Origin of the sequence: Limnobaculum parvum (assembly GCF_003096015.2) — a bacterium.
Taxonomy (GTDB): domain Bacteria; phylum Pseudomonadota; class Gammaproteobacteria; order Enterobacterales; family Enterobacteriaceae; genus Limnobaculum; species Limnobaculum parvum.
The window spans coordinates 3253351-3278621 of the sequence record NZ_CP029185.2 but is presented as its reverse complement, the minus strand read 5'-3'; the positions used below and the strand labels follow the sequence as shown (position 1 = coordinate 3278621).

Sequence of the window (25271 nt, the reverse complement as noted above, 5' to 3'; positions counted from 1 at the left end):
TACAAACTCCGGGGTAATGAATGATTTTTAATCAACATAGATTAAATTCATCATAGCAGCCATGTTGATCGTTGGGTAGGTTGCCATCATCGCGTATACTGCTTAGCTGTTATCTTTTAATCGTAATCGGATCGCTAATTCTCCCATGGCTGGCAAAACACCTTTTAATAAGCAGAACGCCCGTAACGAACGGCCTATCGACCGTCAAATGGAAGGGCTGAAAATGCCGCCTCATTCCCTTGAGGCCGAACAATCCGTATTGGGTGGTCTGATGCTGGATAACGAGCGCTGGGATAATGTGTCTGAGAGGGTAACCGCCAACGACTTTTACAGTCGACCCCATCGCACGGTGTTTGGTGAAATGCAGCGACTGTTGGAGCTGGGTAAGCCAATCGATTTGATTACGCTATCTGAATCGTTGGAACAAAAAGGGGTACTGGATCAGGTGGGTGGGTTCGCCTATCTGGCGGAGCTGTCAAAAAACACCCCGAGTGCGGCCAATATTGGTGCTTATGCGGACATCGTTCGTGAGCGCGCGGTAGTCCGTGAGATGATCTCGGTAGCCAATGAAATTGCCGATGCCGGTTATGACCCTCAGGGGCGCAGCAGTGAAGATCTGTTGGATCTGGCGGAATCCCGAGTTTTCCAGATTGCAGAAAGCCGTACCAACAAAGATGAAGGGCCAAAAAGTATCGACCAGATTCTGGAGGATACCGTATCCCGTATTGAACAATTGTATCAACGACCTCATGACGGTGTGACCGGCGTTTCTACTGGCTTTAATGATTTAGATAAGAAAACCGCCGGTTTACAGCGGTCGGATTTAATTATTGTTGCCGCGCGTCCTTCGATGGGTAAAACCACCTTCGCTATGAACCTGTGTGAGAACGCAGCCATGATGCAGGAAAAGCCAGTGCTTATCTTCAGTCTTGAGATGCCTTGCGAACAGATCATGATGCGTATGCTGGCTTCACTCTCGCGCGTAGACCAAACCAAAATTCGTACGGGTCAGTTAGATGATGAAGACTGGGCCAGAATTTCCAGCACCATGGGTATTTTGCTGGAAAAACGCAATATGTATATTGATGACTCCTCTGGCCTGACGCCAACGGAAGTTCGTTCCCGTGCTCGGCGTATTTTCCGCGAACATGGCGGGCTCAGCATGATTATGATCGACTACCTGCAACTGATGCGCGTACCGGCGCTTTCAGACAATAGGACGTTGGAAATTGCTGAAATTTCTCGTTCACTGAAAGCACTGGCAAAAGAGCTACAGGTACCGGTCGTGGCACTGTCTCAGCTTAACCGTAGTCTGGAACAACGGGCCGATAAACGCCCGGTTAACTCAGACTTACGTGAATCTGGCTCCATTGAGCAAGATGCGGACGTCATTATGTTTATTTACCGTGATGAAGTGTATAACGAGAACAGTGAAGAGAAGGGGATCGCACAGATTATTCTCGGTAAGCAGCGTAACGGCCCTATCGGTTCGGTTCGCTTGACATTCCAAGGGCAATGGTCCCGATTTGATAACTATGCTGGTCCGCAATTTAATGACGAATAACCGGTTTTAGGCATCTAGCCTAAAACATTATTGACGGTTGATTACCAAATGATTTCACAATCACTTCATAAAAGTAGAATAATAATAAATGCTTTATCCGTGGAAAACGTTCGAGCTGTGGTTTTGGCAGCCGTTTCCACTCTGTCATCGTGTATTAACTAAGGATTAAAAATGATCTCGGCAACAGCGGTAATTGACCGCGGCGCATTGAAACATAATCTACAACGTATTCGCCAAATAGCTCCTGAAAGTCGCATTATTGCCGTGATAAAAGCCAATGCCTATGGGCACGGCCTGTTAGAGGTCGCTCACACTCTGCCTGATTCTGATTGCTTCGGCGTTGCCCGTATTGAAGAGGCGCTGATGCTGCGCTCTGGTGGCGTGATTAAACCGATTTTATTGCTGGAGGGTTTTTTCTGCGCCGAAGACTTACCAATGCTGGCAGTCAATAATATCGAAACGGTAGTACATAGTGTTGAGCAATTAGAAGCACTGGAGCAGAGCGATCTCGATCGTCCCGTACGCGTATGGATGAAAGTGGATACCGGTATGCATCGCCTTGGTGTACGTCCTGAGCAGGCGGATGCATTCTACCAGCGCTTAAGCGCCTGCGAGAATGTGGTTCAACCGGTTAATATTATGAGTCATTTTAGTCGCTCTGATGAACCTGACGTGGATACCACCCGTAAGCAAATTGATTGCTTTAATGCTTTTGTGCATAACAAGCCAGGCTTGAAAAGCCTAGCGGCTTCTGGCGGTATTTTGCTTTGGCCAGAAGCGCATCGCGATTGGATCCGCCCTGGTATTATTATGTATGGCGTTTCTCCTTTGGCGGATACTTTTGCGGATAAATTCGGCCTTAAACCGGCGATGACGTTAAAAGCCAGTCTAATTGCGGTACGCGAGCATAAAGCGGGTGAGCCGGTAGGTTATGGTGGTGCTTGGGTCAGTGAGCGAGATACACGTTTAGGCGTGATTGCCATTGGTTATGGTGATGGCTATCCTCGCGATGCACCAAATGGTACACCGGTGTTGATTAACGGCCGGCATGTGTCTTTAGTTGGTCACGTTTCGATGGATATGATCACGGTGGACTTAGGCCCGGATGCCTCGGATAAAGTGGGTGATGAAGCGACTATCTGGGGGCCAGAATTACCGGTAGAAACCATTGCAAAATATACCGGTATTATTCCTTACGAGTTAATTACCAAGCTGACAGCCCGGGTAGCAACTCGATATATTGACTAAACGACCACCCCGGCACGCTGCTATGGCAAGGTGCCGGATGGTTTTTGATTAGCGTGATTAATCCTCATCATCTTCCAGCTTTTGCCGCCGACTCGGGTGGTATTCCCGGTTTATTTTTGCTATTGCAATCGTTGCCACGGTGTTACCAATAATGTTGGTGACCGCCAGCGCCATCGACATAAAGCGATAAACACCGAACATCACGGCAACACCTTCTAATGGCAATAGTCCGGTCGTGGTAATAGTGGCGGCAAATACGACGAAGGCTCCGCCGGAAACCGTCGCTGCGCCTTTGGAGGTTAATAGCATAATCAACAGAATGCCAAATAACTGCTCAATGCTAAGTGGGATACCATAGGCATTCGCCAAGAAGATGACCCCCATTGACATATAAATTGAGGTTCCATCCAGATTAAAGGCATAGCCGGTTGGTAAAACCAGCCCTACTGTCTGGCGTGAAGCGCCATACTTGGGTAGTTTTTCCAGCAGACGAGGTAGCACACTCTCAGAGGAGGCTGTTCCGAAAGTAATGTAGAGTTCTTCTTTGATAAACTTAATAATATCAAGCAGATTAAGTTTAAAAATTAGGCAGACAGCGCCTAGTACAATGACGATAAACAGGATCAGCGTCAGGTAAAAAGCGAATACCAAATAGGTTAGCTTAATCAGCATATCCACACCGTTACTGCCTACCGCATAGGCAATGGCACCAAAAGTACCGATAGGTGCCAACAGCATAATAACGTGGATAAATTTAAAGAAGGCTTTAGCAATGAAGCTGAGAGCACTCTCTACAGCTAAACGCTCTTTCTCTTTCAGCAGCAGAATACCGAAGCCAAACATCAGCGCTAGTACCAGAACCTGTAATAAATTATTAGAGGAAAAAGCGCCCATAAAGCTATCGGGGAATATTTCGAGGAAAAATTGGGCGAAAGATTTTGGTGCCGCATGGGAGGCTTGAATCAAGCTGGTAGCTTGAGCGTTAACATGGCTTTCGGTTAATACCGTGCCGCTACCAACGCTGAGCAGTTCCCCCATTCCAAAACCAAATAAAATGGCAATGGTCGAGACAATTTCAAAATAGATGATAGCGCTCAGACCAACCCGCCCGACCTGTTTGATATCGCCAGCAGCGCCGATTCCCAGAGATACTGTTAAAAAGATTAATGGCGCTACGGCACTTTTAATTAATCGTAAAAAAATATCACCCAGCAGCTTCAGGCTGGTGGCAAACTCTGGCCAAATAAATCCTACCAAAATCCCCAAGATCATACTGACTGCAATCTGGAATCCCAGACCTTTCCAGAAGGCTTTCTTAGTCGGTTCTGCGAGTAAAGGTTTATCGTGCTCCAGTGTATGCGAGTGATTTGTCATAGTGCTGCCTTAATTTTGATTTACCTGAATTTTTTATAAGAATATGCAAAACGAGAGCCGGAGTAATGAATATGAAGGTTGTTAAGTCTTTCGTTTCTGCTGAGTTGTACATCAAGATTGATTCTTGTGGTTTAAATATTTTCCGGATAACCGCACATAGGGTTTTGTTATTCTGTTATAAGGTGTGGCGCTATTTTAGCAAAGAAATGTATCTGTATTTTATGATCCGACTAGCATAATCGTCATACAAGAAGTAAAAAGCATTTTAAATCATGTGTTGTTAATCTATTTTTGGTATGCATCAAAGAAATTTTCTTATTGCTATCTATTACATAGCCATCGTTGTAAAAATTTATGTAACATCGCTTATTATATATGAATTTTACTCATTATATTCTGTATTTAATATGCGAAGCTTACTTGTTTTTTTATATTTCTATTTGAACTGAATCACGAATAAACATCACAAAGGAAGATAATGCTATCTTTATCGGTAATATTCATGAAGATGATTAATTAGCATCATAAAAATAATTAACGTGATAAAAAGCGTGGTAAATTAATATGGATAAGCAAGATTGTATTAAATATTGTTTAACTCAAGTAGGCAGTGTTCATGATTATCAACCACTTTGGGAAGCCGATCGTGTTAAGGTTGGCGGTAAAATATTTGCCATCCTGAGTGATTTAAACGGCAGGCCCTGTATCTCACTTAAGTGTTCACCAGCGCTGGCGGAACGTTTACGGGACGAGTATCAGGATATTATTCCAGGGTATCATCTGAATAAGGCGTTATGGAATACGCTGTTTCTTGATGGGACGTTGGAAGGCACGCTGATAAAAAATATGATTGATATTTCCTATCAGGAGGTGAGAGCCTTGCTACCTGCGTATGTCAAGAAGTCTCTAGCGGCAGGAGAAAGTTCGAAAGCAATACAATAAGCAACAGGTTTTCATCTGTACTATTTGATTTATTTACTTGTTTAGCTAAATTAAGCAACATTAGCGAATTTTTGGTAAGTAATTATTTATTTATTGCAAGGGAATATAGAGAATAATCCCGATATAAGAACGAGATATGACGATTAATAGCACCGTGACTATTATATAATTCGCAATACAGCAGGTGCACTTCAGGTTAAATAAGCATAAAATGACCCAGCGCTCGCACGAGCATTTTTATGTAACAGTTTAACACCTATTGCTACCCATCAATTATTACCGGAATGTAGTTCCATGAATGCTAGAAGCAGGCATAATCAGCCTCTTAGGGATGTTCTTCTATGCAGCGTACTGATCTTATGGATAAGTGCCCTCGCTTTGTATATCTCTGGTTATTTGGTGTCGGGTGTTATTTCATCAACGTTATCTATACTGTTTTTCTTTTGCTATTTAACTAATATAAGGACGAAATTAATATCTATGTTTGGGAAAAAAACATCTAAATATGAGATGACAGGCACTCAGTCACAATCGTTAACCAGTAACATTTCCAGTACGATTTCAGGTAGTGAGTCAAAAGTCTATTCAGATAGTATTGATGTGCGTAATCGCTGCACTATTATCGCCAGAAATGCCTCATTCGTTGGTGACATTGAAGACAGTGGCGATATCCAGATTTATGGCAAAATCATCGGTAATATCAATATTACTGAAGGCTCTATCCGCATCATGAACACCGGATATGTCAAAGGCCAATTGAACGCACCAGAAATCATTATTGACGGGCAGGTTCACGGTAGCTGTTATGCTGAGAATATCGATATTCTTGAACACGGTATGTTACGTGGCACCAGCTGTTGTGAAAATATTGCCATTAAACGTGGTGGCGTTTTTGTTGGTCAGTCTGAAGAGTGGACACCAAAAGAAGTTCCGTTAACGCGCGTTACTAAAGAAGTGATTGACGAGCTAGACGTTCAGAACGAGTTAATCATCACATCAGATGATGATTCAGACAATAAGTGATAATAATTTATATCGTGGATGCGGTGTGGGCATCCTAGTTCAGATAGAATGCTTTTAACGCATAGATGTTGTTTTTTCGGTAACTGGCAAATAGCAGCAGAATAGCGATGAAAATTAAAGTGGGTTGATGCTTAGTTTATCAACCCATTATTAAAGCAATTACCACCGGCCAGATGCCCCGCCGCCGCCTGAACGACCGCCGCCGCCACCGAATCCACCGCCACCGCCGAATCCGCCACCACCACCGAATCCACCGCCGCCGCCAAATCCACCACCACGGCCACCGCCGCTGAGTAATATGTTCAATAGCATCGGGGCAAGTAAGGTACCGATAGCGCCCAGACCAAATGACAAAAGCAGTTCCAACCAAACAACCGCGTGATTAACGAGCAGTTGAAATAGCAGAACGCCAATGGTTAGCGTCAGGCTCGTAACAAACATCTTCTTCAATAGATTCAGTTTACGATACAGGCTGGATAGCGTTACCAGAGCGGCCAACCACAGAATAGAGCGACCTTCATCAAGAGGTTCCGTTTCAGTCTGTGCATGAGTCGGTTGAGCAGAAGCGTCATCTTTATGTTCAGGGGTTAGCTGATGGATGATGGCTTCTACAGCCAGCTCAATTCCTCGGTTGTAGTCGTTCTGCTTGAAGCTTGGAATAATAAGACGGTTAATAATCTGACTGGTCTGAAGATCGGTCAGATCGCCCTCTAGGCCATAGCCGACTTCAATTCGCATCGTTCGGTCGGATTTAGCCACCAGAAGCAATATGCCATCATCGACATTTTTCTTACCCAGTTGCCACTGGTCAAAAACCCGCGTGGCAAACTGTTCGATAGTTTCATCACCGGTTGTGTCGACAATCAATACAGCAAGCTGATGCCCTGTGGTTTTCTCCAGACTTGCAGCTTGCTGAGTCAGGGTACGGACGCTGTCTGCTGACAGCGTAGCAGTCAGGTCTGTTATCTGTTGCTGTAATGGCGGCACAGCAATCGGTGCCGCGTTTGCCAGCAGTGACAGAAAAAACAGTCCAAACAGTACCAGACGGCGCATAACTATCTCCGATCGCTGCCTGAAGGTGAGAAATCAACGCTTGGTGCCGTTGATATTTGTTCACTATTTTCCGGCAGGAAGTTTTGCTTGGTTTTATAGCCTAATATTTTGGCGGTAATCAGCCCAGGGAAGCGGCGAATTTGCAGATTGTAATCTTGAACCGCTTTAATATAACGCTGGCGGGCAACGGCGATTCGATTCTCTGTTCCTTCCAGTTGCGTCATCAGGTTAGAGAACATTTCATTGGCTTTCAGGTCAGGATAACTTTCTCTGATAACCAGCAGGCGCGATAATGCACTACCCAGTTGAGCCTGTGACTGCTGGAAAGAACGCATAGCCTCTTCGCTATCTGGCGCCGCCATATTCTGTTCTGTAGAACCAATTCTTGAGCGAGCGTCGGAAATCTGTTTAAACACATCAGCTTCGTGGGAAGCATAGCCTTTGGCGGTTGAAACCAGATTGGGGATCAAGTCAGCACGGCGCTGATATTGGTTCAAAACTTCAGACCAACTGGCCGTAACATTTTCATCCTGAGTTTGAATTTCGTTGTAGTTACAACCAGTTAACATGAGTGCCAGCAACGAAATAGCCAGCCAGCGGAAATGAGAAGAAAACGACATAAATATTTATTCCTTAAATACCAAAAATAACGCTCCTGCAAAGGCAGGCAATATACGATGATTATAAATCAGTTTGAATACTATTCTGCTTTTAATAGTGACAAGGACTGATATATTCAAACAAAATCGGTTGAAGAAAAACGGTAAATAAAAGGGGGGGACGCTTGAATATGCCCCCCTTCTGAGAAGCCTTTAGCCTTTTTCCAGAATTGGCTTCAGGAAGCGGGCGGTATGCGATTCGGCGCATTGGGCCACGGTTTCTGGCGTACCAGAAACCAGAATCTGACCACCGCCGCTACCACCTTCTGGACCCAAATCGACGATCCAGTCGGCAGTTTTAATCACGTCTAAATTATGTTCAATGACCACGATAGTATTGCCCTGATCTCGTAGCTGATGAAGTACTACAAGCAGTTGTTCAATGTCGGCGAAATGCAAACCGGTGGTGGGTTCATCCAAAATGTACAGGGTTTGACCCGTTCCGCGTTTGGAAAGTTCTTTTGCCAGTTTCACTCGTTGGGCCTCACCGCCGGATAATGTCGTGGCAGACTGACCTAAACGAATATAGGAAAGGCCAACATCCATCAAGGTTTGCAGTTTGCGTGATAGCGCGGGTACCACGTCAAAAAACTCTCTGGCATCTTCGACCGTCATCTCCAGCACTTCGTTGATGTTTTTACCCTTATATTTAACTTCCAGCGTTTCACGGTTATAGCGTTTACCTTTGCACTGATCGCAAGGAACATACACATCCGGCAGGAAGTGCATTTCAACTTTAATGACGCCATCACCCTGACAGGCTTCACAGCGACCACCGCGAACGTTAAAACTGAAACGGCCTGGATTATAGCCACGAGCGCGAGACTCAGGCACACCGGCAAACAGCTCACGGATGGGAGTGAAAATGCCGGTATAGGTTGCTGGGTTAGAACGAGGCGTACGTCCGATGGGGCTTTGGTCAATATCAATCACCTTATCGAAGTGCTCTAGGCCGGTAATCTCTTTGTAAGGTGCGACTTCATCACCGGTCGCGCCATTAAGCTGGCGCTGAGCAATGGGATACAGCGTATCGTTAATTAGCGTAGATTTTCCTGAACCGGAAACGCCAGTGATACAGGTAAACAGACCCACAGGAACGGTCAGCGTAACGTCTTTCAGGTTATTTCCTGTTGCGCCAATCACTTTCAGTACTTTATTGGCATCTGCGGGAACCCGCTGTTTCGGGATCTCAATTTTGCGTTTACCTGACAGGAATTGACCGGTCAGTGATTCAGGAACCTTCATGATGTCTTCCATGGTGCCTTCTGCAACCACGTTACCACCATGAACTCCGGCTCCAGGGCCGATATCAATGACGTGGTCTGCTTCACGAATGGCATCTTCATCATGCTCAACCACAATGACGGTGTTACCCAGATCACGCAGATGAATTAAGGTATCCAGCAGGCGCTGGTTATCGCGCTGGTGTAAACCGATGGACGGTTCATCCAGCACATACATTACCCCAACCAGACCAGCACCAATTTGGCTGGCAAGTCGGATACGTTGGGCCTCACCGCCGGACAGAGTTTCTGCTGAACGAGAGAGGGAAAGATAGTTCAAACCGACGTTGACCAAAAAGCTCAGACGTTCGCCGATTTCTTTCAGAATTTTTTCTGCAATTTGTGCTCGCTGGCCCTGTAACGAAAGGGCACCAAAGAACTTCATTGCGTCGCCAATGCTGAGCTCAGAAATTTGCGGCAGTGTCGTATTTTCCACAAATACGTGGCGTGCTTCCTCTTTCAGGCGAGTACCGTTGCAGGAAGTACAGGAACGATTGCTGATAAATTTGGCCAGCTCTTCACGCACGGCAGTGGATTCCGTTTCTTTGTAACGGCGTTCCATATTATTCAGTACACCCTCAAACGGGTGCTTACGGACGGTGGTATCCCCACGATCGTTAACGTATTTGAACTCAATATTTTCTTTGCCTGAACCGTTGAGGATCACTTTTTTAACGCTTTCTGGCAGGCTGTTAAACGGCGCTTCTACATCAAATTTATAGTGTTCAGACAGTGAACGAATCATTTGGAAATAGTAGAAACTACGGCGATCCCAACCTCGAATGGCACCACCAGCCAGTGATAGCTCATCGTTTTGCACAACGCGTTCTGGATCAAAATATTGCTGTACCCCTAGCCCATCACAGGTAGGGCAGGCACCGGCAGGGTTGTTGAATGAGAACAGGCGAGGTTCCAGCTCACGCATGCTGTAACCACACATCGGGCAGGCAAAGTTAGCGGAGAACACCATCTCTTCAGCTTTGTTATCATCCATATCTGCAACCACTGCGCTACCGCCTGAGAGGGCTAATGCGGTTTCAAATGATTCCGCCAGTCGTTGCGCCATATCTTCACGCACTTTAAAACGGTCAACCACCACTTCAATGGTGTGCTTTTTCTGCAACTCCAGCTTTGGCGGATCGGAAAGGTCGCAAACCTCGCCATCAATTCGTGCACGGATATAGCCTTGAGACGCTAAATTTTCCAGCGTTTTAATATGTTCGCCTTTACGATCTTTAATGACCGGGGCCAGCAACATCAGCTTGGTGTTTTCTGGCAATGTCAGAACGTTGTCCACCATCTGGCTAACCGTTTGGGCTGCCAGTGTAATATTGTGGGTTGGACAACGAGGCTCTCCCACGCGGGCAAATAGTAGGCGAAGGTAATCGTGAATTTCAGTAATGGTACCCACGGTAGATCGCGGGTTATGGGACGTGGATTTCTGTTCAATAGAAATTGCCGGGGAAAGACCTTCAATATGGTCTACATCCGGTTTTTCCATCAGCGACAGGAACTGACGGGCATAGGCTGATAAGGATTCGACGTAGCGGCGCTGCCCTTCAGCATAGAGGGTATCAAACGCGAGTGATGACTTACCTGAGCCAGACAGCCCGGTAACAACAATCAGCTTGTTGCGCGGCATGACCAGGTTGATATTTTTTAAGTTATGGGTGCGGGCGCCCCGGACTTCTATCTTATCCATTTCAACAAGCCTTACAGTGTTTAATTCTGACGCAGAACTGCGAATTATCGCACAAAGTAAACTGAATGGATATACAGTGTTATGATGTGATTTAGAACAAAAAGCGTTCTAATCGTGAAGCGGTAAATTAGCACTAATATTTTCAAGTAATTGGCGGCTTCTCACTCATATGTATCGGAAAGTTACTGGGATATGGGGTGATGAAATCGGTCATAAATCGTTGGAAGTGTATCTGCTAAATTGTGCAGTAATTGATGTTGACCACTTAATAATGAAACGCAGCTATTTGGATGAATTGGCTCGAGCACTAAAAATCCCTGATGATGTTAAATAAGGGATTGTCCAAACGCGGCACGGTAATTTGAATGTCTGATTTTACAGTGGCAGATAAGCCATTGACTGGGAAACGTTATGCAATAGCTAATGTAATTTCATTGCTGTTGTAATAAAGTTTGTGGGCTGAATTCCATTTTTTAACGCTTGTGTCCTTCGCCTGTTGCCATGCTACAATCGAGGGATAAAATTGTATACCTTTACTCATCAGGAGAATCAACATGGCCAGCAGAGGCATCAATAAAGTAATTCTAGTCGGAAATCTGGGCCAAGACCCGGAAATTCGTTATATGCCTAATGGTGGTGCGGTGGCAAATATTACCATTGCGACTTCTGAGAGCTGGCGTGATAAGCAAACCGGTGAGCAAAAAGAAAAAACCGAATGGCACCGTGTGGTTATTTTCGGCAAATTAGCGGAAATCGCGGGTGAGTACCTGCGTAAAGGTTCACAGGTTTATATCGAAGGTTCTCTGCAAACTCGTAAGTGGCAGGATCAGGGCGGTCAAGATCGTTACACCACCGAAGTTGTGGTTAATATTGGCGGCGTAATGCAAATGTTGGGTGGCCGTCAGGGTGGCGGCGAAGGTCAGTCAGCTCAAGGTAGCTGGGGTCAACCGCAGCAGCCACAGGCTCAGGCATCTCGCCCGGCTCAGCAGCAAAGTGCACCAATGCAGCAGAATGAACCACCAATGGATTTTGATGACGATATTCCGTTCTAAGGTTTATCTGAGGTTATCGTTATAAAAGGTGTGATAAGAAGCTCTGTTTTTACAGGGCTTTTTTTTTTGAGTATTGGCAGCAAATAGCTAATTTAAGTGCGGCTTAGTTTCTGGATGGCACTACCCGTTATAGAGGTTCAGCAAAATAATTCCAACGCCCTGTCTCGACAGGGCTTTTCATTGGACGATAAATCTTATCCATATTGAAGACCGCACCCATCCACGCAATGGGGATAGATTAGAAAAGCTGAATATTCACTGGTATATTGCTACCTATTCGTAATTTATTCATCATGACTGTCAGTCGTCATGGGGTATTCCGGCTGCAACCATTCACACCATCAGGAGAAAGCGAATGGAACGACACGAGTATTATATGAATATCGCCATTGCCGTACGTAAAAAGGCCAACTGCCTTGGGCGTAAGGTTGGGGGTGTGATGGTCAAAGATAACCGCATCATCTCCACGGGATATAATGGAACGCCGGAAGGGATAAAAAACTGTATCGATGGGGGCTGTGTCCGCTGTCGTGACCGCGCCGCTTATAAAGCCAGCGTTGGTTATGATGTTTGTATCTGTGTTCACGCAGAGCAAAATGCCATTATTTCCGCCGCGCGTTTTGGTAACCCGGTTGAAAGCTCGGTAGTCTATTCAACACTACGTCCTTGCTTTGACTGCACTAAGTCCATGCTACAGGCTAAAGTTCAGGCCATTTACTACCTCCACGACTGGAAACATCCGATAGGGGAGTTGCAGGAACAGTATGAACTGTTGCAATCACAGTTTCCTGGCGGGGTACATCAGGTGGTCATGGAAGATCCCGAAGCTGATTGGGCTAACGGTGTCGCGCTACCCGGCTCCTAATTAATTATTTATTGGTATACCAATAAAGGCCGATATTATCGGCCTTTATACCTAAAACTCCCCTGTCGCATCATGCCAACGTTTAAAATCCGGTATCTTGCTATCCCTAAAATAGGCCACAAAGAAGTCAGTCACTTCGTTCACATCGTTGGTGGTATAACGATAATGGGAAAACTCTTCGCCAGAGACTAACCGGGTTTCAACCATATAGTTGTTGTCAGTTAATGCCGCTTGAAGATAGATCGAACGCTCCAGCGGTGTTTGTGGTTCCAGCACAATAAAACTGCCAACATCATCATAGATACTGGCGACGGCTTTCTTCAGTATTTGCTCGCTGACTTCCGAAAACACCTCACCGTCAACCATCAGTTGAAAATTCATTGGTTATCCGTTTCTGTTTGTTAAAAAGCGTGAGTTAGTCCGTTCATTATAATGTGTTGCATGGCAGATTTACAGAATATAGCCGATTTCAGCGGTAACAAGTAACGTTGATATCTGACCTATCTTATTTCCTCTCCACTTCAACAATAGATACTTTTGGCTTACTTTTGCCCAAAGGAATATGCAGTCGTTGCGCCAGAATAACGCCGATAAGTGAGATTGTACCGCCGACAATATGGTAGCTGTGTAATGGTTCATGCAGAAAGATGATAGCGATAATGGCGGTGATCAGCGGTGTTAGGTTCATAAACAAGGCGGCTTTACTGGCTCCCAGCTTCATGACCCCTTGAACCCATACGAAAGGGGCAATGACCGAAGCAGGAATACCGGCATACAACACCAATGGAATATTATGCGCGTTTAGTGAAATATCATCGGTCATTAGAAAATCAGGTAACAGCAGCATCATGCCAAAGAAGGATTGAATATATACCGATTGCCAGTTCGACAGTGGAATTGACCAACGTTTAGTTAACACACCATACAGCGCATAGGCCGTAGCGGCAGTTAGCATCATCAGTTCCCCCTTGCCAACCCCAATAGATAGCAGACCCGCAGGATTGCCTCCGCTAATCAGCCATACCAACCCGCTAAAGGAGAGCAAGCCACCGAGAATTACCCCCAGAGTTGGCGGTGTCTTCAAAATAAGGATGCTTAATAATACCGTCAGCAAAGGGATCAGCGAGACAAAGATACCAATAGTCAACGCGCTGATGGTGTAAGCCGCATAGTAGGCCAGACTTTGGTACAGCGCCATCCCCAGAAAGCCGAGAATTAACAGCTTCCACCAGTAGGGATAGATGCTCTTTCTACCACGAATGACGCCCGGCAGAATAAAGGGCGTCATGATAAGTATGGCCAATGCCCAGCGATAGAACGAGATTGCCGCAGGATCTATGGCACCAGCTGATAGCTTATTGACGATGGCATTAATTGCCCAAATAAGAACGGCGAGCAGGGGAAACAGGTAGGCCATACAGAACGTCACTCACAAACAGAGATTATCAGGCAACAGAGTGTACATCTGTCCTGTTTGATAGATATACTTTAAATCAGACAATTCTTCACGTCTTTCAGACAATCCCGATTAAACTCGATGGAGAGCTATGCCCGGAGAACAGCGTTTTGCATCGACAGAGTCGCATCCTGACAGCATTCTGTTTTTTCGTAGTGAAGAGGTGAATGCCAATACGGAGTTTCTTGCTCATTCTCACCACTGGGGTCAAGTCATCTGCGTAAAGTCAGGGGTGTTTGCCCTGAATATTGGAGGTCAGCGTTTCTTAGCGCCTTGTGGATTCGCTATCTGGATCCCTGCCGGTATGGAACACTCCAGCTACAATCGTAGGCCAACTCGATTTCGTTCCATTAATATTGCTGCTCGTTTTTGTGGCGGGATGCCCGAACAACCCTGTGTGTTGAATATGGGGGCAATTTGCAGTGCGATTGTTGAATCCTGCTTTGAGCGCAATATCATGGTACCGATAAATCATGCGGATCGCCGTCTTTGCCGGGTTTTGGTGGATCAGCTATCGGTAGCGCCGGTTCAACATACTTGGTTGCCCGGCAGCGATGATAAATATTTGGCTCCAGTTCTACAGGCATTGGAAGCCAACCCATCGGACAATACTCCGTTGGCTCAGTGGGCGAAGCGAGTCTATACCACGGAACGTACGTTGGCTCGCCGTTGCAATCAAGAACTGGGGATGTCGTTTAGCGAATGGCGGCAGCGTTTGCGTTTTCTGTATGGCATTTCTTTGCTGGAACAGGGAAAAACCGTACAAGAGGTGGCGCTGGAGGTTGGTTACAGTTCCGCATCGGCGTTTATTGCCATGTTTCAACATAATGCCGGAACGACGCCAGAGCGTTATCGTCGTGGATAATTACGCCAGCGCCTGAAAGGTTCGCCATTCATCCCACAATAGCCAAAAAGCGGTCAATGCCAGTGAGCCTGCCATCACGCCGTTAAACAGGCGTAATCGCCAGTCAATTTGCAGGGTTTCGCGTAGTTTATCTCCCATCAGCGCCCAGACATAGATACAGGGAAAACTAATAACAATAAAGGCAGCGGAAAGCAGTAAAGCACTCACAGTGACATTCGTCTCCCGTGAGCTAAACAGGATGGCTGCATTGACCAACATTAACCAGGCCTTCGGATTAACCCACTGGAACAGCATGGCACCTACCAATGACATAGGATGAGCATGGGTTTTTCCTTCAGGACTACCGGCCAGCCAGATCTTCCAAGATAGCCACAACAGGTAAGTACAGCCAAGCATTGCCAGCGGCAGACGAATGGATGACATGTTATTTAGAATCATGCTGAATGAGAGCGTGATGCAAAGGCATAGCACGCCACAGCCGAGGCTGATGCCGATTAAATGTGGCATGGTGCGGCGAAGGCCAAAGTTCACACCCGATGTTGCCAGCATCAGATTATTCGGGCCAGGGGTAATGCTCATCACAACGATATAACTGATTAAGGCTAAATCTATCATAGCGGTCTCTGTACTCATCATCACGGTAGGTCACGATATCATAGGGGCGACATACCTCAGGTAACAGATACAGAAAACTGATATTTTAATGGATACAGTTATGATAGCGTATTGAGTTATCCAGGCTTTTTCCCGGAGTTAAACCATGACGGATAGCCATAATTTATCTTTATATCAGCAGGTTGCTGATGGCGTTATTGAGTCAATTCGTCGTGGTATTTTGCAAACTGGCGATCGACTACCCTCTGTTCGGTATGCGGCGCGTAATGGCAATGTGAGTATTAATACGGTACTGGCGGCATACCGGAATTTGGAGGATCGCGGCGTTATTGAGGCGCGTCCCCAGTCGGGCTATTACGTTAGAGCACGTTTGCCGGAAGTGAATAAAATCGCGATGCCGGTTACCCCCGTCTCTTCTCCTAAGTTGGAAGTACTGGATCTGATCGATATGGTTTTTGCTGCACAGCAAAATCCAAAATTTACTGACATCTCTTTAGCCTGCCCGGTTGGTGAAGCGTTTTATCCGGCGAAGAAGCTGTCCCGTATCCTAAATCAATTAGTACGCTCCCGACCTAATATGATAGGAACCTACAGCCTGCCACCGGGCAGCCTACGGCTGCGACAACAGATTGCTCGCAGAACGCCTTTGTTGGGGATGTCCCTTAGCTCAGATGACATTATTCTGACCCACGGTTGTTTGGAAGCGCTGCAATTGGCCCTTCGCGCGGTAACTAAGCCGGGGGATTGTATCGGGCTGGAGTCTCCAACCTACTTCTATATGATTTCTATGGTGGCGATGCTGGGGCTTAATGCCGTAGAGATTCCAACTGATTCACAGCATGGTATCTCGGTCGATGCCGTTGAGGTGCTGCTGAAAGAGAAGAAGATCGATGCTCTGATGCTCATGCCCAGTGTACAAAACCCTCTAGGTTGCAGTATGCCGATAGAAGCCCGACAGCGTTTAGCGAAGCTGGTTAATCAATATCAGGTTCCAATGATTGAAGATGGACTTTACTCGGAATTACAGTTTTTCGGTGACCCGCTACCGGCGGTCAAGGCTTTTGATAAAGACGGCTGGGTGATCTTTTGTACCAGTTTTACTAAAACGCTGGCGGCAGATTTTCGCATTGGTTGGATGTCGGGTGGGCGTTTTGCAGAAAAATTGCGTCGGTTAAAAGCGCTCTCATCCATGTCTGAACCGGCTATTCTGGCGGAAACGCTGGGGCAGTTTCTCACCACGGGTGGGTACGATCACCATTTACGTGGGTTGAGAAAACGCTATGCCTTTCAGATGCAGGAAGCCCGTGGATTGATCGCCCGCTATTTCCCCGAGGGAACTCGGGCAACTCAGCCTTCGGGGGGCTTTGTCATATGGGTGGAGCTTCCGTTGAACGTTGATGGTGTAAAGTTATTTCATGCGGCACTGGCTGAACATATCAGCCTGACGCCGGGAATGCTGTTTTCACCCAGTGGCCGTTACGCGAATGCATTTCGTCTTTCCTATTGTTACACCTTTAGTGAGCACTATATTGCGGCTATCAAACGGGTAGGAGAATTGGCCTGCGAAATGGCGTCGGAGCCCGGAGTAATCAAGGCATAAAGCGATAACCGACACTGATTTCAGTTAACAGGTGCTTTGGACGGGCAGGGTCCTGCTCCAGCTTCTGCCGCAGATGCCCCATATAGATGCGTAAATAATGACCATGCTCAACGCTATTAGGCCCCCAAACGCTGTTGAGCAACTGGCGCTGGGTTAGCACTTTGCCGGTATTCGCCAATAGCTCCGCCAGCAGACGAAATTCGATGGGTGTCAGATGAATCGCCGCCCCATCTTTCAGCACTTGGCGATTGATTAAGTCAACGCGGATATTCGAAAAAGTGATAATGGGCTCGTCTTTACCGCTATTGGAACGATGCCGTAATGCAACCCGCACGCGCGCCATGAGCTCGCTGATACCAAAAGGCTTTACCAGATAGTCATCAGCACCTGCATCCAGTGCATGTACTTTATCCTCTTCAGCGATACGAGCAGAAAGCACAATAATGGGCACCGAGCTCCACTGACGCAGATCGAGAATAAAGTCTAGGCCGTTACCATCGGGCAGACCCAAGTCTAGAATGATCAGATCCGGTTTACGGGTGGCCGCCTCCATGAGTCCGCGTTGCAACGTTTCACTTTCGTAAATTCGGCAGTTTTCATTCTCCAGTGCTGCCCGGACAAAACGCCTTATCTCTTTTTCATCTTCTACGATAAGAATCGATAGTGAGGGTTGGGTCATGATTCTTCCATACTGGTTATGATTTCGGGTTGGGGCTCGAGAGGTAAAGTGAAGTAAAACCAGGCTCCGCCATCGGGATTATTTTCTGCACGGATACGACCACCATGCAAATGAATAATCGCCTGACAAATTGCCAGACCAAGCCCAATACCATGAATGGCGGACTCTTTGTTGCCCCGGGAAAACTTATCAAATATTGCTAGCTCTTGCCCGTGAATAATACCGGTACCGTTATCTCGCACGATAACTTCAATGGCCTGTTGTTCCGACTGAATCGTGGCACTGATACTAATAGTGGCTTGAGGCCCCGCATACTTCACCGCATTTTCCAGCAAATTAAGAAAAACACGCTCAAGCAGAGATGAATCGCAGTTAATCAGCGGTAAATCTGCGGGAATGTGGATAACCAATTGATTCTCTTCTAGTATCCCTTCCAGCGTATGTAGCGCACTGCCGACGATCTCTTCCAGTGATTGCCACTCTTTTTTCAGCGTAAAACCGCCAGATTGGATGCGGGCCATATCCAGCAGGTTATTGACTAATTGAGTGGTACTCAAAATGTACTGACGGATCTTTTCGGCCTGCTGATAGTGAGGATGGTGGCTTTTTTTCAGATCGGAAGCCAGCATTTCTGTTTGCCCTAACAACACGGTTAGTGGGGTTCGCAGATCGTGGGATAGTGCCGCCAGCAGAGAATTACGCAACTGTTCTCGTTCTGAACTCAGCTTTGCTTCTTCGGCGGCGTGAATCAAGTCGAGTCGTTCAAGGGCGTTAGAGATGAGTACGCTGTAAGTTTGGAGCAGCCGCTGTTGCTCCGGCACCATAAGCTGTCTCAGGCTAGTGGGTTCAATGGCTAAAACTCCCAGCGTTCTATTTTGGCTTATTAACGGCTGCAACTGATAAGGAACGCTGGGTAACGTATCGGTACCTGAGCCTGCGGGCAGACGTTTATCAAAACACCAGTGAGCGATGGATTCATCAACGGTCATCGATGGCTGATTGTCTGACTTCACTTCCTGCAACCGGTTATTACTATTCGGTAGCAATAACGCACTCTTGGCATTAAAACTGCCGTTAATAAAGCGTTCGCTACTTTTAGCAATATCCTCAATGGTCAGCGCCTGACTGAGAACTTTTGACATTTCATACATATGCCGGGCGCGCTGTTCACGCAGTCTGGCGACTTTAGCCTGATAGCGCACGCCGGAAGTGAGGTTACCGATCACCAGACCAACACAAAGCATGACACAGAAAGTAACGATATATTGCGCATCGGTGACTGACAGTGACCAGCGGGGCTGAACAAAAAACAGATCGAAGCTGGCAACGTTGATCACCGTGGCAAACACAGAGGGCCAGCGGCCATAAAGCAGAGCAATAATGACCACGCCCAGCAAATAGATCATCACAATGTTTGCCAGATCGAACATAGGCAACTGCCATTGTGCCAACAGCGTAATTAAAGAGCAGAGTAGAATGGCAACGGCACCACCGCACAGTTCCAGTCGCCATTTTTCCGTAGCGGGGCGGCTGTCGCTCTCTTTAGTAGGTGATGGATGAGGGGTATCTTCTACGGCAATAATCACGAGGTCGAGGTCTGGCCCTAATTTCCCCAGACGATCGGCAAAGCTACCCCGCAGTTTCCAACGTTGTTCACTGCGGCGTCCGATTAGAATTTTCCCTAGGTTATGCTCCCGGGCATAGCGCAAGATAGCCTGTTCCTCATTGGGATCGGAGAGGGTTGTCGTCTCTGCGCCTAACTCTTGTGCCAGCTTAAGGGACATTAGAATTGCACGCCGTTGGTTTTTAGCCATTTTATGCAGTCTTGGTGTTTCAACATACACCGCATGCCAAATGCAACCCAGTTTTGCGGCCAGTCGAGCGGCGGCTCTCACCAGTTTATCACTGCCGGAATGACGGCCGATGCACAACAAAATGGCATCTCGGGTATGCCACACTCGCTCTTTCTCGCCGGATTTTCGGTAGGCTTGCATCTGTTCATCTACCCGATCGGCGGTTCGGCGCAGCGCCAGCTCTCGCAGGGCGATCAGATTTCCTTTACGAAAGAAGTGCTCAATGGCGCGTTCGGCTTGTCCGGGCAGATATACCTTGCCTTCATTCAGGCGCTGGCGCAGATCGTCCGGTGGAATATCCACCAGAATAACGTCGGTGGCATCATCAAACATATGGTCTGGCACGGTTTCTCGTACTCGAATACCGGTAATCCCCCCAACCACATCATTCAAACTTTCCAGATGCTGCACATTGATGGTAGTGAAAACATCAATGCCTGCATTTAACAACTCCTCCACATCTTGCCAGCGTTTAGGGTGGCGAGAACTCGGCGCGTTGGTATGGGCGAGTTCATCAATCAGCATCACTGCAGGGTGGCGGGCAAGGGCGGCATCAAGATCGAACTCTCTGATCTGGTGGCTACGCAGTTGAATTCGCTTTAATGGCAGCGTTTCTAAACCATCCAGCAGTGCGGCTGTCTCATCACGGCCGTGGGTTTCAATAATTCCCGCGACCACATCAAGACCCTGAGCTCTTAGGCGCTGTGCTTCCTGTAGCATGGCATAGGTTTTTCCTACCCCGGCGCAGGCACCAAAAAAGATTTTCAACTTGCCACGGGTATCTTCATTCACTTGGGCAAGTAATTTGTCCGGATCGGGCCGCTGGATTTCATTATTAGGCATAACGATGTTTATTGCCCCGCCTGAGTTGCGTTATCTAGAGCTACATTCAGCTCGAGTACATTAACCACTGGTTCACCGAGAATACTCAGCGGTGTTTGTGTATGCAATTTAATTAATTGTCTAACTTGTTCAGGTGAGAAATGGCGAATAGATGCGATTCTTGGTACCTGAAAATAGGCGCTTTGTGGAGAAATATGTGGATCTAATCCACTGGCGGACGCCAGTACCAACTCAGCCGGAACCGGAATTTTTGCATCGGGGTTAGCCAACTGTAATCGTTGGATATCGTTACTAATGCGCTGTTTCAACAACGGATTGCTTCCCGCCAGATTACTGGCTCCAGAAGAGAGCGGATTGTAAGGTTCAGTACCGGTGGCAGAAGGGCGACCGCTGAAATAGCCCGCTTGGTTGAATGTCTGACCAATCAGGGCAGAGCCGATGACTTTGTTGTGTACCGTGATTAACGAACCGTATGCCTGTTGAGGGAAAAACAGGTGAGCCAGCCCGGTTACGACGAGAGGATAAATCAGGCCGGTAGCCAGTGTTAGAAATAACAAGAGTACGATAGAAGGACGTAAATAGTTCATATACAGGTATCCAGTTTGAGGCGTTATGCCAGACCAATCAGGGTTAACAACATATCGAGCAGCTTGATACCAATAAACGGAACCAGCAGACCGCCAAATCCATAGATAAATAAATTGCGGCGTAACAATGCCGAAGCCGTCATTGATTTATAGCTCACGCCTTTTAATGCCAGCGGAATCAGAAAAATAATAATTAGAGCATTAAAGATCACCGCAGAGAGAATGGCAGAGGTTGGCGTACTCAAATGCATAATATTCAGCATATTAAGTTGAGGATAAGTGGCCGCAAATGCGGCCGGGATAATGGCAAAATATTTGGCAACATCATTGGAGAGACTAAACGTGGTCAATGCGCCTCGGGTCATTAGCATCTGTTTGCCTATGTGTACCACTTCAATCAGTTTGGTGGGGTTTGAGTCCAGATCCACCATGTTTCCCGCCTCTTTGGCTGCCTGAGTGCCTGAGTTCATAGCAACGGCTACATCGGCCTGAGCAAGCGCAGGGGCATCGTTAGTGCCGTCTCCGGTCATGGCGACCAACCGACCTTCTGCCTGATATTGACGGATGAGGGCTAATTTCGCCTCTGGCGTTGCCTCCGAGAGAAAATCATCTACACCGGCTTCTGCGGCAATGGCACCGGCGGTCAGATGATTGTCACCGGTGATCATCACGGTTTTTATTCCCATCAGTCGTAACTGGGCGAAACGCTCTTTGATGCCGCCTTTGACAATATCTTTCAGGGCCACAACACCTAAAACGGTGAGGTTATCCGCCACGACTAACGGCGTCCCACCAGTACGAGCCACTCGCTCTACCAGTTCGTTGACCTCAGCAGGAAAAGCCACATGATTGGACTGCATATAGTTACGAATGGCATCAACGGCGCCTTTGCGTATTTTTCTATCTTGAATATTAACGCCGCTCATTCGGGTTTGAGCCGAGAAAGGAATAAAAGAGGCATTCAGGCTGCTGATATCTCGTTCACGCAGATTAAAGCGCTGTTTTGCCAGTATCACAATACTGCGGCCTTCTGGTGTTTCATCCGCCAGTGAGGCGAGCTGGGCGGCATCGGCCAAGGCTTTTTCATTGACTCCGGGGGCCGGTAAAAATTCGGATGCCTGACGGTTCCCCAGCGTGATCGTTCCGGTTTTATCTAGCAGTAAAACATCGACATCACCAGCGGCTTCAACGGCACGGCCGCTGGTGGCGATAACATTGGCTTCCAGCATTCGGCTCATTCCGGCAACGCCAATAGCAGACAGTAAACCGCTAATGGTGGTAGGGATCAGGCAAACTAATAGCGCAATCAGGGTAATAATCCCAACCGCCGTTCCCGAATGGCTGTTTTCAACGCTGAAGATAGAAAATGGCAGGATAGTGACCGTTGCCACTAAAAATACGATGGTTAATGCAATCAGCAAAATGCTTAGTGCGACTTCATTGGGGGTTTTACGCCGTTTTGCGCCCTCAACCATGGCGATCATTCTATCAAGGAAGGTTTCTCCCTGATTGACGGTACTGCGAATCATTAACCAGTCAGACAGCAATCGGGTACCTCCGGTAACGGAGGAGAAGTCACCGCCCGCTTCGCGAATCACCGGGGCAGACTCACCGGTGATAGCACTTTCATCAACGGATGCACCCCCCTCAAGGATCTCCCCATCACAGGGAATAGTTTCCCCGGCTTTAACCAGCACGATATCCCCTTTTTGTAATTGTTCTGAGGTGACTTGTTCAGAAGATGCGTCAGGATGAGGTTCCGATAATCGGGTCGCCCAACTGGTTTTTTTCACGCCTTTTAGGCTTTCTGCCTGTGCTTTGCTACGGCCTTCAGCCAGCGCTTCAGCCAAATTGGCAAACAGCACGGTAAACCACAGCCATAGGGCAATATTGCCGGTAAAGAGGGCATTTCCGTCAGCGGCACCCGCGAGGATCGCCAGCCAGATGACTGTGGCTATCAGGCTACCCAAATAGACCACAAACATCACGGGATTACGCCATTGAATGCGGGGATCCAGTTTTTTTACCGCTTCCTTCAGCGATTGCCGTACCAGTTTGGCCGCAAATAATGTGTTGTGTTGACGAGTCATAATGATTTCTCTTTGATTTATCTGCGGAATTAAAACTGAAGATATTCAGCAACCGGCCCCAGAGCTAGTGCTGGAACAAAAGTCAGCGCGCCGACCAGCAAAATGGTGCCAATTAACAGGCAGATAAAGATGGGGCCGTGAGTGGGCAATGTTCCACTGCTGGTCGGTTGCTGTTTCTTTTCTGCCAGTGACCCGGCAATGGCGAGTACTGGTACAATGACGCCAAAACGGCCCGCTAGCATCACCAGCGCCAGTAGCAGGTTATAGAATGGGGTATTGACGCTAAGTCCGGCAAAAGCGCTACCGTTATTGTTGGCGGCGGAAGATAGGGCATACAAAATTTCGGTAAAACCGTGAGCACCGGGGTTGAGAATCGCAGTTTTACCTGCATCGACGCTTACCGCCAGTGCAGTACCTACCAGTACCAGCGTTGGTGTGACCAGTATCGCTAAGGCGGTCATTTTTATTTCAAAACTTTCGATCTTTTTGCCTAAATACTCGGGGCTACGGCCAATCATTAACCCGGAGACAAACACCGTCAGCAAAACAAACAGCAACATGCCGTAAAGTCCTGAACCAACGCCGCCAAATATCACCTCACCAATTTGCATGAGCCACAGAGGCACCATCCCGCCAAGTGCGGTGAAGGAATCATGCGTGGCATTAACCGCTCCGCATGAAGCTGCCGTGGTGACCACTGCGTATAGTGCAGAGGCAATTAAACCAAAACGGCTCTCTTTCCCCTCCATATTAATGCTGTTGTTTAATCCTAAGGCCGTCAGGTAATCAGGGCCATTCAATTCGGCATAAAAAACTGCAATAACCGCCACGATAAAGATTAACGACATACACCATAGCAGCGCATTACTTTGGCGGGTGTCACCAACGGCGCGGCCAAAAGCCATACACAATGCACAAGGGATAAGGAGTATTGCCAGCATTTGTACCATGTTGCTGAGTGCGGTTGGGTTTTCAAATGGGTGAGCAGAATTAGCGCCAAAGAATCCACCGCCGTTAGTTCCCAATAATTTTATTGCTTCCTGTGAAGCAACTGGCCCCATCGGCAGAACTTGAGATGCTCCTTCTAATGTAGTCAGATGAAGGTAAGGGCTGACATTTTGGAGAACGCCCTGGCTGACAAAAAATAGCGCCAGCAGCAAAGAGAGCGGTAACAGAAGATAAATAACAATTCGCGTCAAATCGACCCAGGCATTACCGACACTGGGCGATAATTTGCGGCTAAAGGCGCGGATAAATACCAGCGCAACGGCAATGCCGGTTGCTGCGGATAAGAAGTTTTGCACCGTTAAGCCAACCATTTGGCTGAAATAGCTAAGGGTATTTTCGCCGCTGTAGGCCTGCCAGTTGGTATTAGTGACAAAGCTAACGGCAGTATTCAGCGCGAGATGCCAAGATAGGTTGGGCATTTTTTCTGGATTGAGGGGGAGCCATGCTTGAGTCATCAGCAAGACAAAGAGCAAGATAAGCCCGCTGAGATTAAATACCACAATGGCGAGAGCATATTGATATTTAGTCATCTCTTTCGGCTTAACGGTACCGAGGCGCCACAGCTTTTTTTCTATCTGCATGATGTTATAAGGGAGCTCTCCGTCAATTAGCCGGACCAGTAAGCGGCTTAATGGCAGGGACAGAATGATTAATATGGCCAGAAATGCGCCGATAGTGAGTAGCAGAGTGATGGTCATTAGAAATCCTCCGCATGAAATAGCGCATAAATAAGGTAGCCGAGGAGGAGTACAACAAATATGACCCCGACAATAAGGCTTAGGCTCATGATCATTTCCTGAATGGAATATTTATTGGTAGTTTAAGAAAGGGTAGCGGTTAGGATGCAAAGATTTTGATAAAAGATATTTGAAAAGCGTAAAAATAATATAAAAATAGCAAGATAACGGTA

At 47.2% G+C, this 25271-nt stretch carries 21 protein-coding genes; 8 read left to right on the top strand and 13 right to left on the bottom strand.

Annotation, left to right across the window (positions count from 1 at the left end):
- Window positions 1-145: 145 nt before the first annotated feature.
- A complete protein-coding gene (gene dnaB, locus HYN51_RS13700; protein WP_108900534.1) occupies window positions 146-1564 on the top strand; it encodes a replicative DNA helicase in 1419 nt (472 codons plus the stop codon).
- Between the two features lie 171 nt (window positions 1565-1735).
- Window positions 1736-2812 (top strand): alanine racemase, encoded by a 1077-nt coding sequence (alr, locus tag HYN51_RS13695; RefSeq protein WP_108900533.1) that lies wholly within the window; start codon window positions 1736-1738, stop codon window positions 2810-2812.
- Between the two features lie 57 nt (window positions 2813-2869).
- Here the strand turns inward: alr and HYN51_RS13690 are convergent, their stop codons facing one another.
- Complete coding sequence (locus HYN51_RS13690) at window positions 2870-4186, bottom strand: cation:dicarboxylate symporter family transporter (protein ID WP_108900532.1); 1317 nt, start codon at window positions 4184-4186, stop codon at window positions 2870-2872.
- A 564-nt stretch (window positions 4187-4750) separates the two neighbouring features.
- On the opposite strand from HYN51_RS13690, the gene HYN51_RS13685 reads away from it, so the two are divergent.
- Window positions 4751-5128: an MmcQ/YjbR family DNA-binding protein gene (locus HYN51_RS13685; RefSeq protein ID WP_108900531.1), complete on the top strand. Its 378-nt coding sequence runs from the start codon at window positions 4751-4753 to the stop codon at window positions 5126-5128.
- A gap of 480 nt (window positions 5129-5608) precedes the next feature.
- The gene (locus tag HYN51_RS13680) at window positions 5609-6151 is read left to right on the top strand and encodes a bactofilin family protein (protein WP_108900530.1); all 543 of its coding nucleotides are present in this window, start codon (window positions 5609-5611) and stop codon (window positions 6149-6151) included.
- A 159-nt stretch (window positions 6152-6310) separates the two neighbouring features.
- On the opposite strand, the gene HYN51_RS13675 is transcribed toward HYN51_RS13680, so the two are convergent.
- The 3 genes from HYN51_RS13675 to uvrA all read right to left on the bottom strand — a co-directional run bounded on the left by HYN51_RS13675 (window position 6311) and on the right by uvrA (window position 10848).
- The gene (locus HYN51_RS13675; protein WP_108900529.1) at window positions 6311-7204 is read right to left on the bottom strand and encodes a TPM domain-containing protein; all 894 of its coding nucleotides are present in this window, start codon (window positions 7202-7204) and stop codon (window positions 6311-6313) included.
- Window positions 7205-7206: 2 nt separating this feature from the next.
- A complete protein-coding gene (locus HYN51_RS13670; RefSeq protein WP_108900528.1) occupies window positions 7207-7824 on the bottom strand; it encodes a LemA family protein in 618 nt (205 codons plus the stop codon).
- A 192-nt stretch (window positions 7825-8016) separates the two neighbouring features.
- Window positions 8017-10848, bottom strand: coding sequence for an excinuclease ABC subunit UvrA (gene uvrA / locus HYN51_RS13665; protein ID WP_108900527.1), 2832 nt, complete (start codon window positions 10846-10848; stop codon window positions 8017-8019).
- Between the two features lie 554 nt (window positions 10849-11402).
- Here uvrA and HYN51_RS13655 point away from each other — a divergent pair.
- Both HYN51_RS13655 and HYN51_RS13650 read left to right on the top strand, forming a co-directional pair.
- Window positions 11403-11900, top strand: coding sequence for a single-stranded DNA-binding protein (locus HYN51_RS13655; RefSeq protein ID WP_108900526.1), 498 nt, complete (start codon window positions 11403-11405; stop codon window positions 11898-11900).
- 355 nt (window positions 11901-12255) lie between these two features.
- Window positions 12256-12765 (top strand): deoxycytidylate deaminase, encoded by a 510-nt coding sequence (locus tag HYN51_RS13650; protein WP_108900525.1) that lies wholly within the window; start codon window positions 12256-12258, stop codon window positions 12763-12765.
- A 51-nt stretch (window positions 12766-12816) separates the two neighbouring features.
- Here HYN51_RS13650 and HYN51_RS13645 read toward each other — a convergent pair whose 3' ends face one another.
- Together HYN51_RS13645 and HYN51_RS13640 are read right to left on the bottom strand one after the other, a co-directional pair.
- On the bottom strand, window positions 12817-13146 hold the full coding sequence (locus tag HYN51_RS13645; RefSeq protein WP_108900524.1) for a hypothetical protein: 330 nt from the start codon (window positions 13144-13146) through the stop codon (window positions 12817-12819).
- 124 nt (window positions 13147-13270) lie between these two features.
- On the bottom strand, window positions 13271-14182 hold the full coding sequence (locus HYN51_RS13640) for a DMT family transporter (protein ID WP_108900523.1): 912 nt from the start codon (window positions 14180-14182) through the stop codon (window positions 13271-13273).
- A 130-nt stretch (window positions 14183-14312) separates the two neighbouring features.
- Between HYN51_RS13640 and HYN51_RS13635 the strand changes: the two genes are divergently transcribed.
- On the top strand, window positions 14313-15086 hold the full coding sequence (locus tag HYN51_RS13635) for an AraC family transcriptional regulator (protein ID WP_108900522.1): 774 nt from the start codon (window positions 14313-14315) through the stop codon (window positions 15084-15086).
- Here HYN51_RS13635 and HYN51_RS13630 read toward each other — a convergent pair whose 3' ends face one another.
- Window positions 15087-15701, bottom strand: a complete 615-nt coding sequence (locus HYN51_RS13630) for a LysE family translocator (protein ID WP_108900521.1) — start codon at window positions 15699-15701, stop codon at window positions 15087-15089.
- A gap of 145 nt (window positions 15702-15846) precedes the next feature.
- On the opposite strand from HYN51_RS13630, the gene HYN51_RS13625 reads away from it, so the two are divergent.
- The gene (locus HYN51_RS13625; RefSeq protein ID WP_108900520.1) at window positions 15847-17301 is read left to right on the top strand and encodes an aminotransferase-like domain-containing protein; all 1455 of its coding nucleotides are present in this window, start codon (window positions 15847-15849) and stop codon (window positions 17299-17301) included.
- Here the strand turns inward: HYN51_RS13625 and kdpE are convergent.
- From kdpE to kdpF, 6 genes are read right to left on the bottom strand one after another with little or no spacing between them, the layout of a single operon-like run.
- Entirely contained in the window at window positions 17291-17980 is a 690-nt protein-coding gene (gene kdpE, locus HYN51_RS13620) for a two-component system response regulator KdpE (protein WP_108900519.1), read from the bottom strand. The two genes, HYN51_RS13625 and kdpE, sit on opposite strands and share 11 nt — an antisense overlap.
- The gene (gene kdpD / locus HYN51_RS13615) at window positions 17977-20676 is read right to left on the bottom strand and encodes a two-component system sensor histidine kinase KdpD (RefSeq protein ID WP_108900518.1); all 2700 of its coding nucleotides are present in this window, start codon (window positions 20674-20676) and stop codon (window positions 17977-17979) included. The genes kdpE and kdpD overlap by 4 nt, the downstream gene beginning before the upstream one ends.
- Window positions 20677-20684: 8 nt before the next feature.
- Window positions 20685-21263, bottom strand: a complete 579-nt coding sequence (gene kdpC / locus HYN51_RS13610; RefSeq protein WP_108900517.1) for a potassium-transporting ATPase subunit KdpC — start codon at window positions 21261-21263, stop codon at window positions 20685-20687.
- Between the two features lie 23 nt (window positions 21264-21286).
- Window positions 21287-23353 carry a potassium-transporting ATPase subunit KdpB gene (kdpB, locus tag HYN51_RS13605; RefSeq protein WP_108900516.1) on the bottom strand — a complete coding sequence of 689 codons (2067 nt, stop codon included), beginning with the start codon at window positions 23351-23353 and terminating at the stop codon, window positions 21287-21289.
- 29 nt (window positions 23354-23382) lie between these two features.
- Window positions 23383-25059, bottom strand: coding sequence for a potassium-transporting ATPase subunit KdpA (gene kdpA, locus HYN51_RS13600; protein WP_108900515.1), 1677 nt, complete (start codon window positions 25057-25059; stop codon window positions 23383-23385).
- Window positions 25059-25148 carry a K(+)-transporting ATPase subunit F gene (gene kdpF / locus HYN51_RS16835; protein WP_108900514.1) on the bottom strand — a complete coding sequence of 30 codons (90 nt, stop codon included), beginning with the start codon at window positions 25146-25148 and terminating at the stop codon, window positions 25059-25061. Before kdpF ends, kdpA begins: the two co-directional genes overlap by 1 nt.
- Between the last annotated feature and the right edge of the window lie 123 nt (window positions 25149-25271).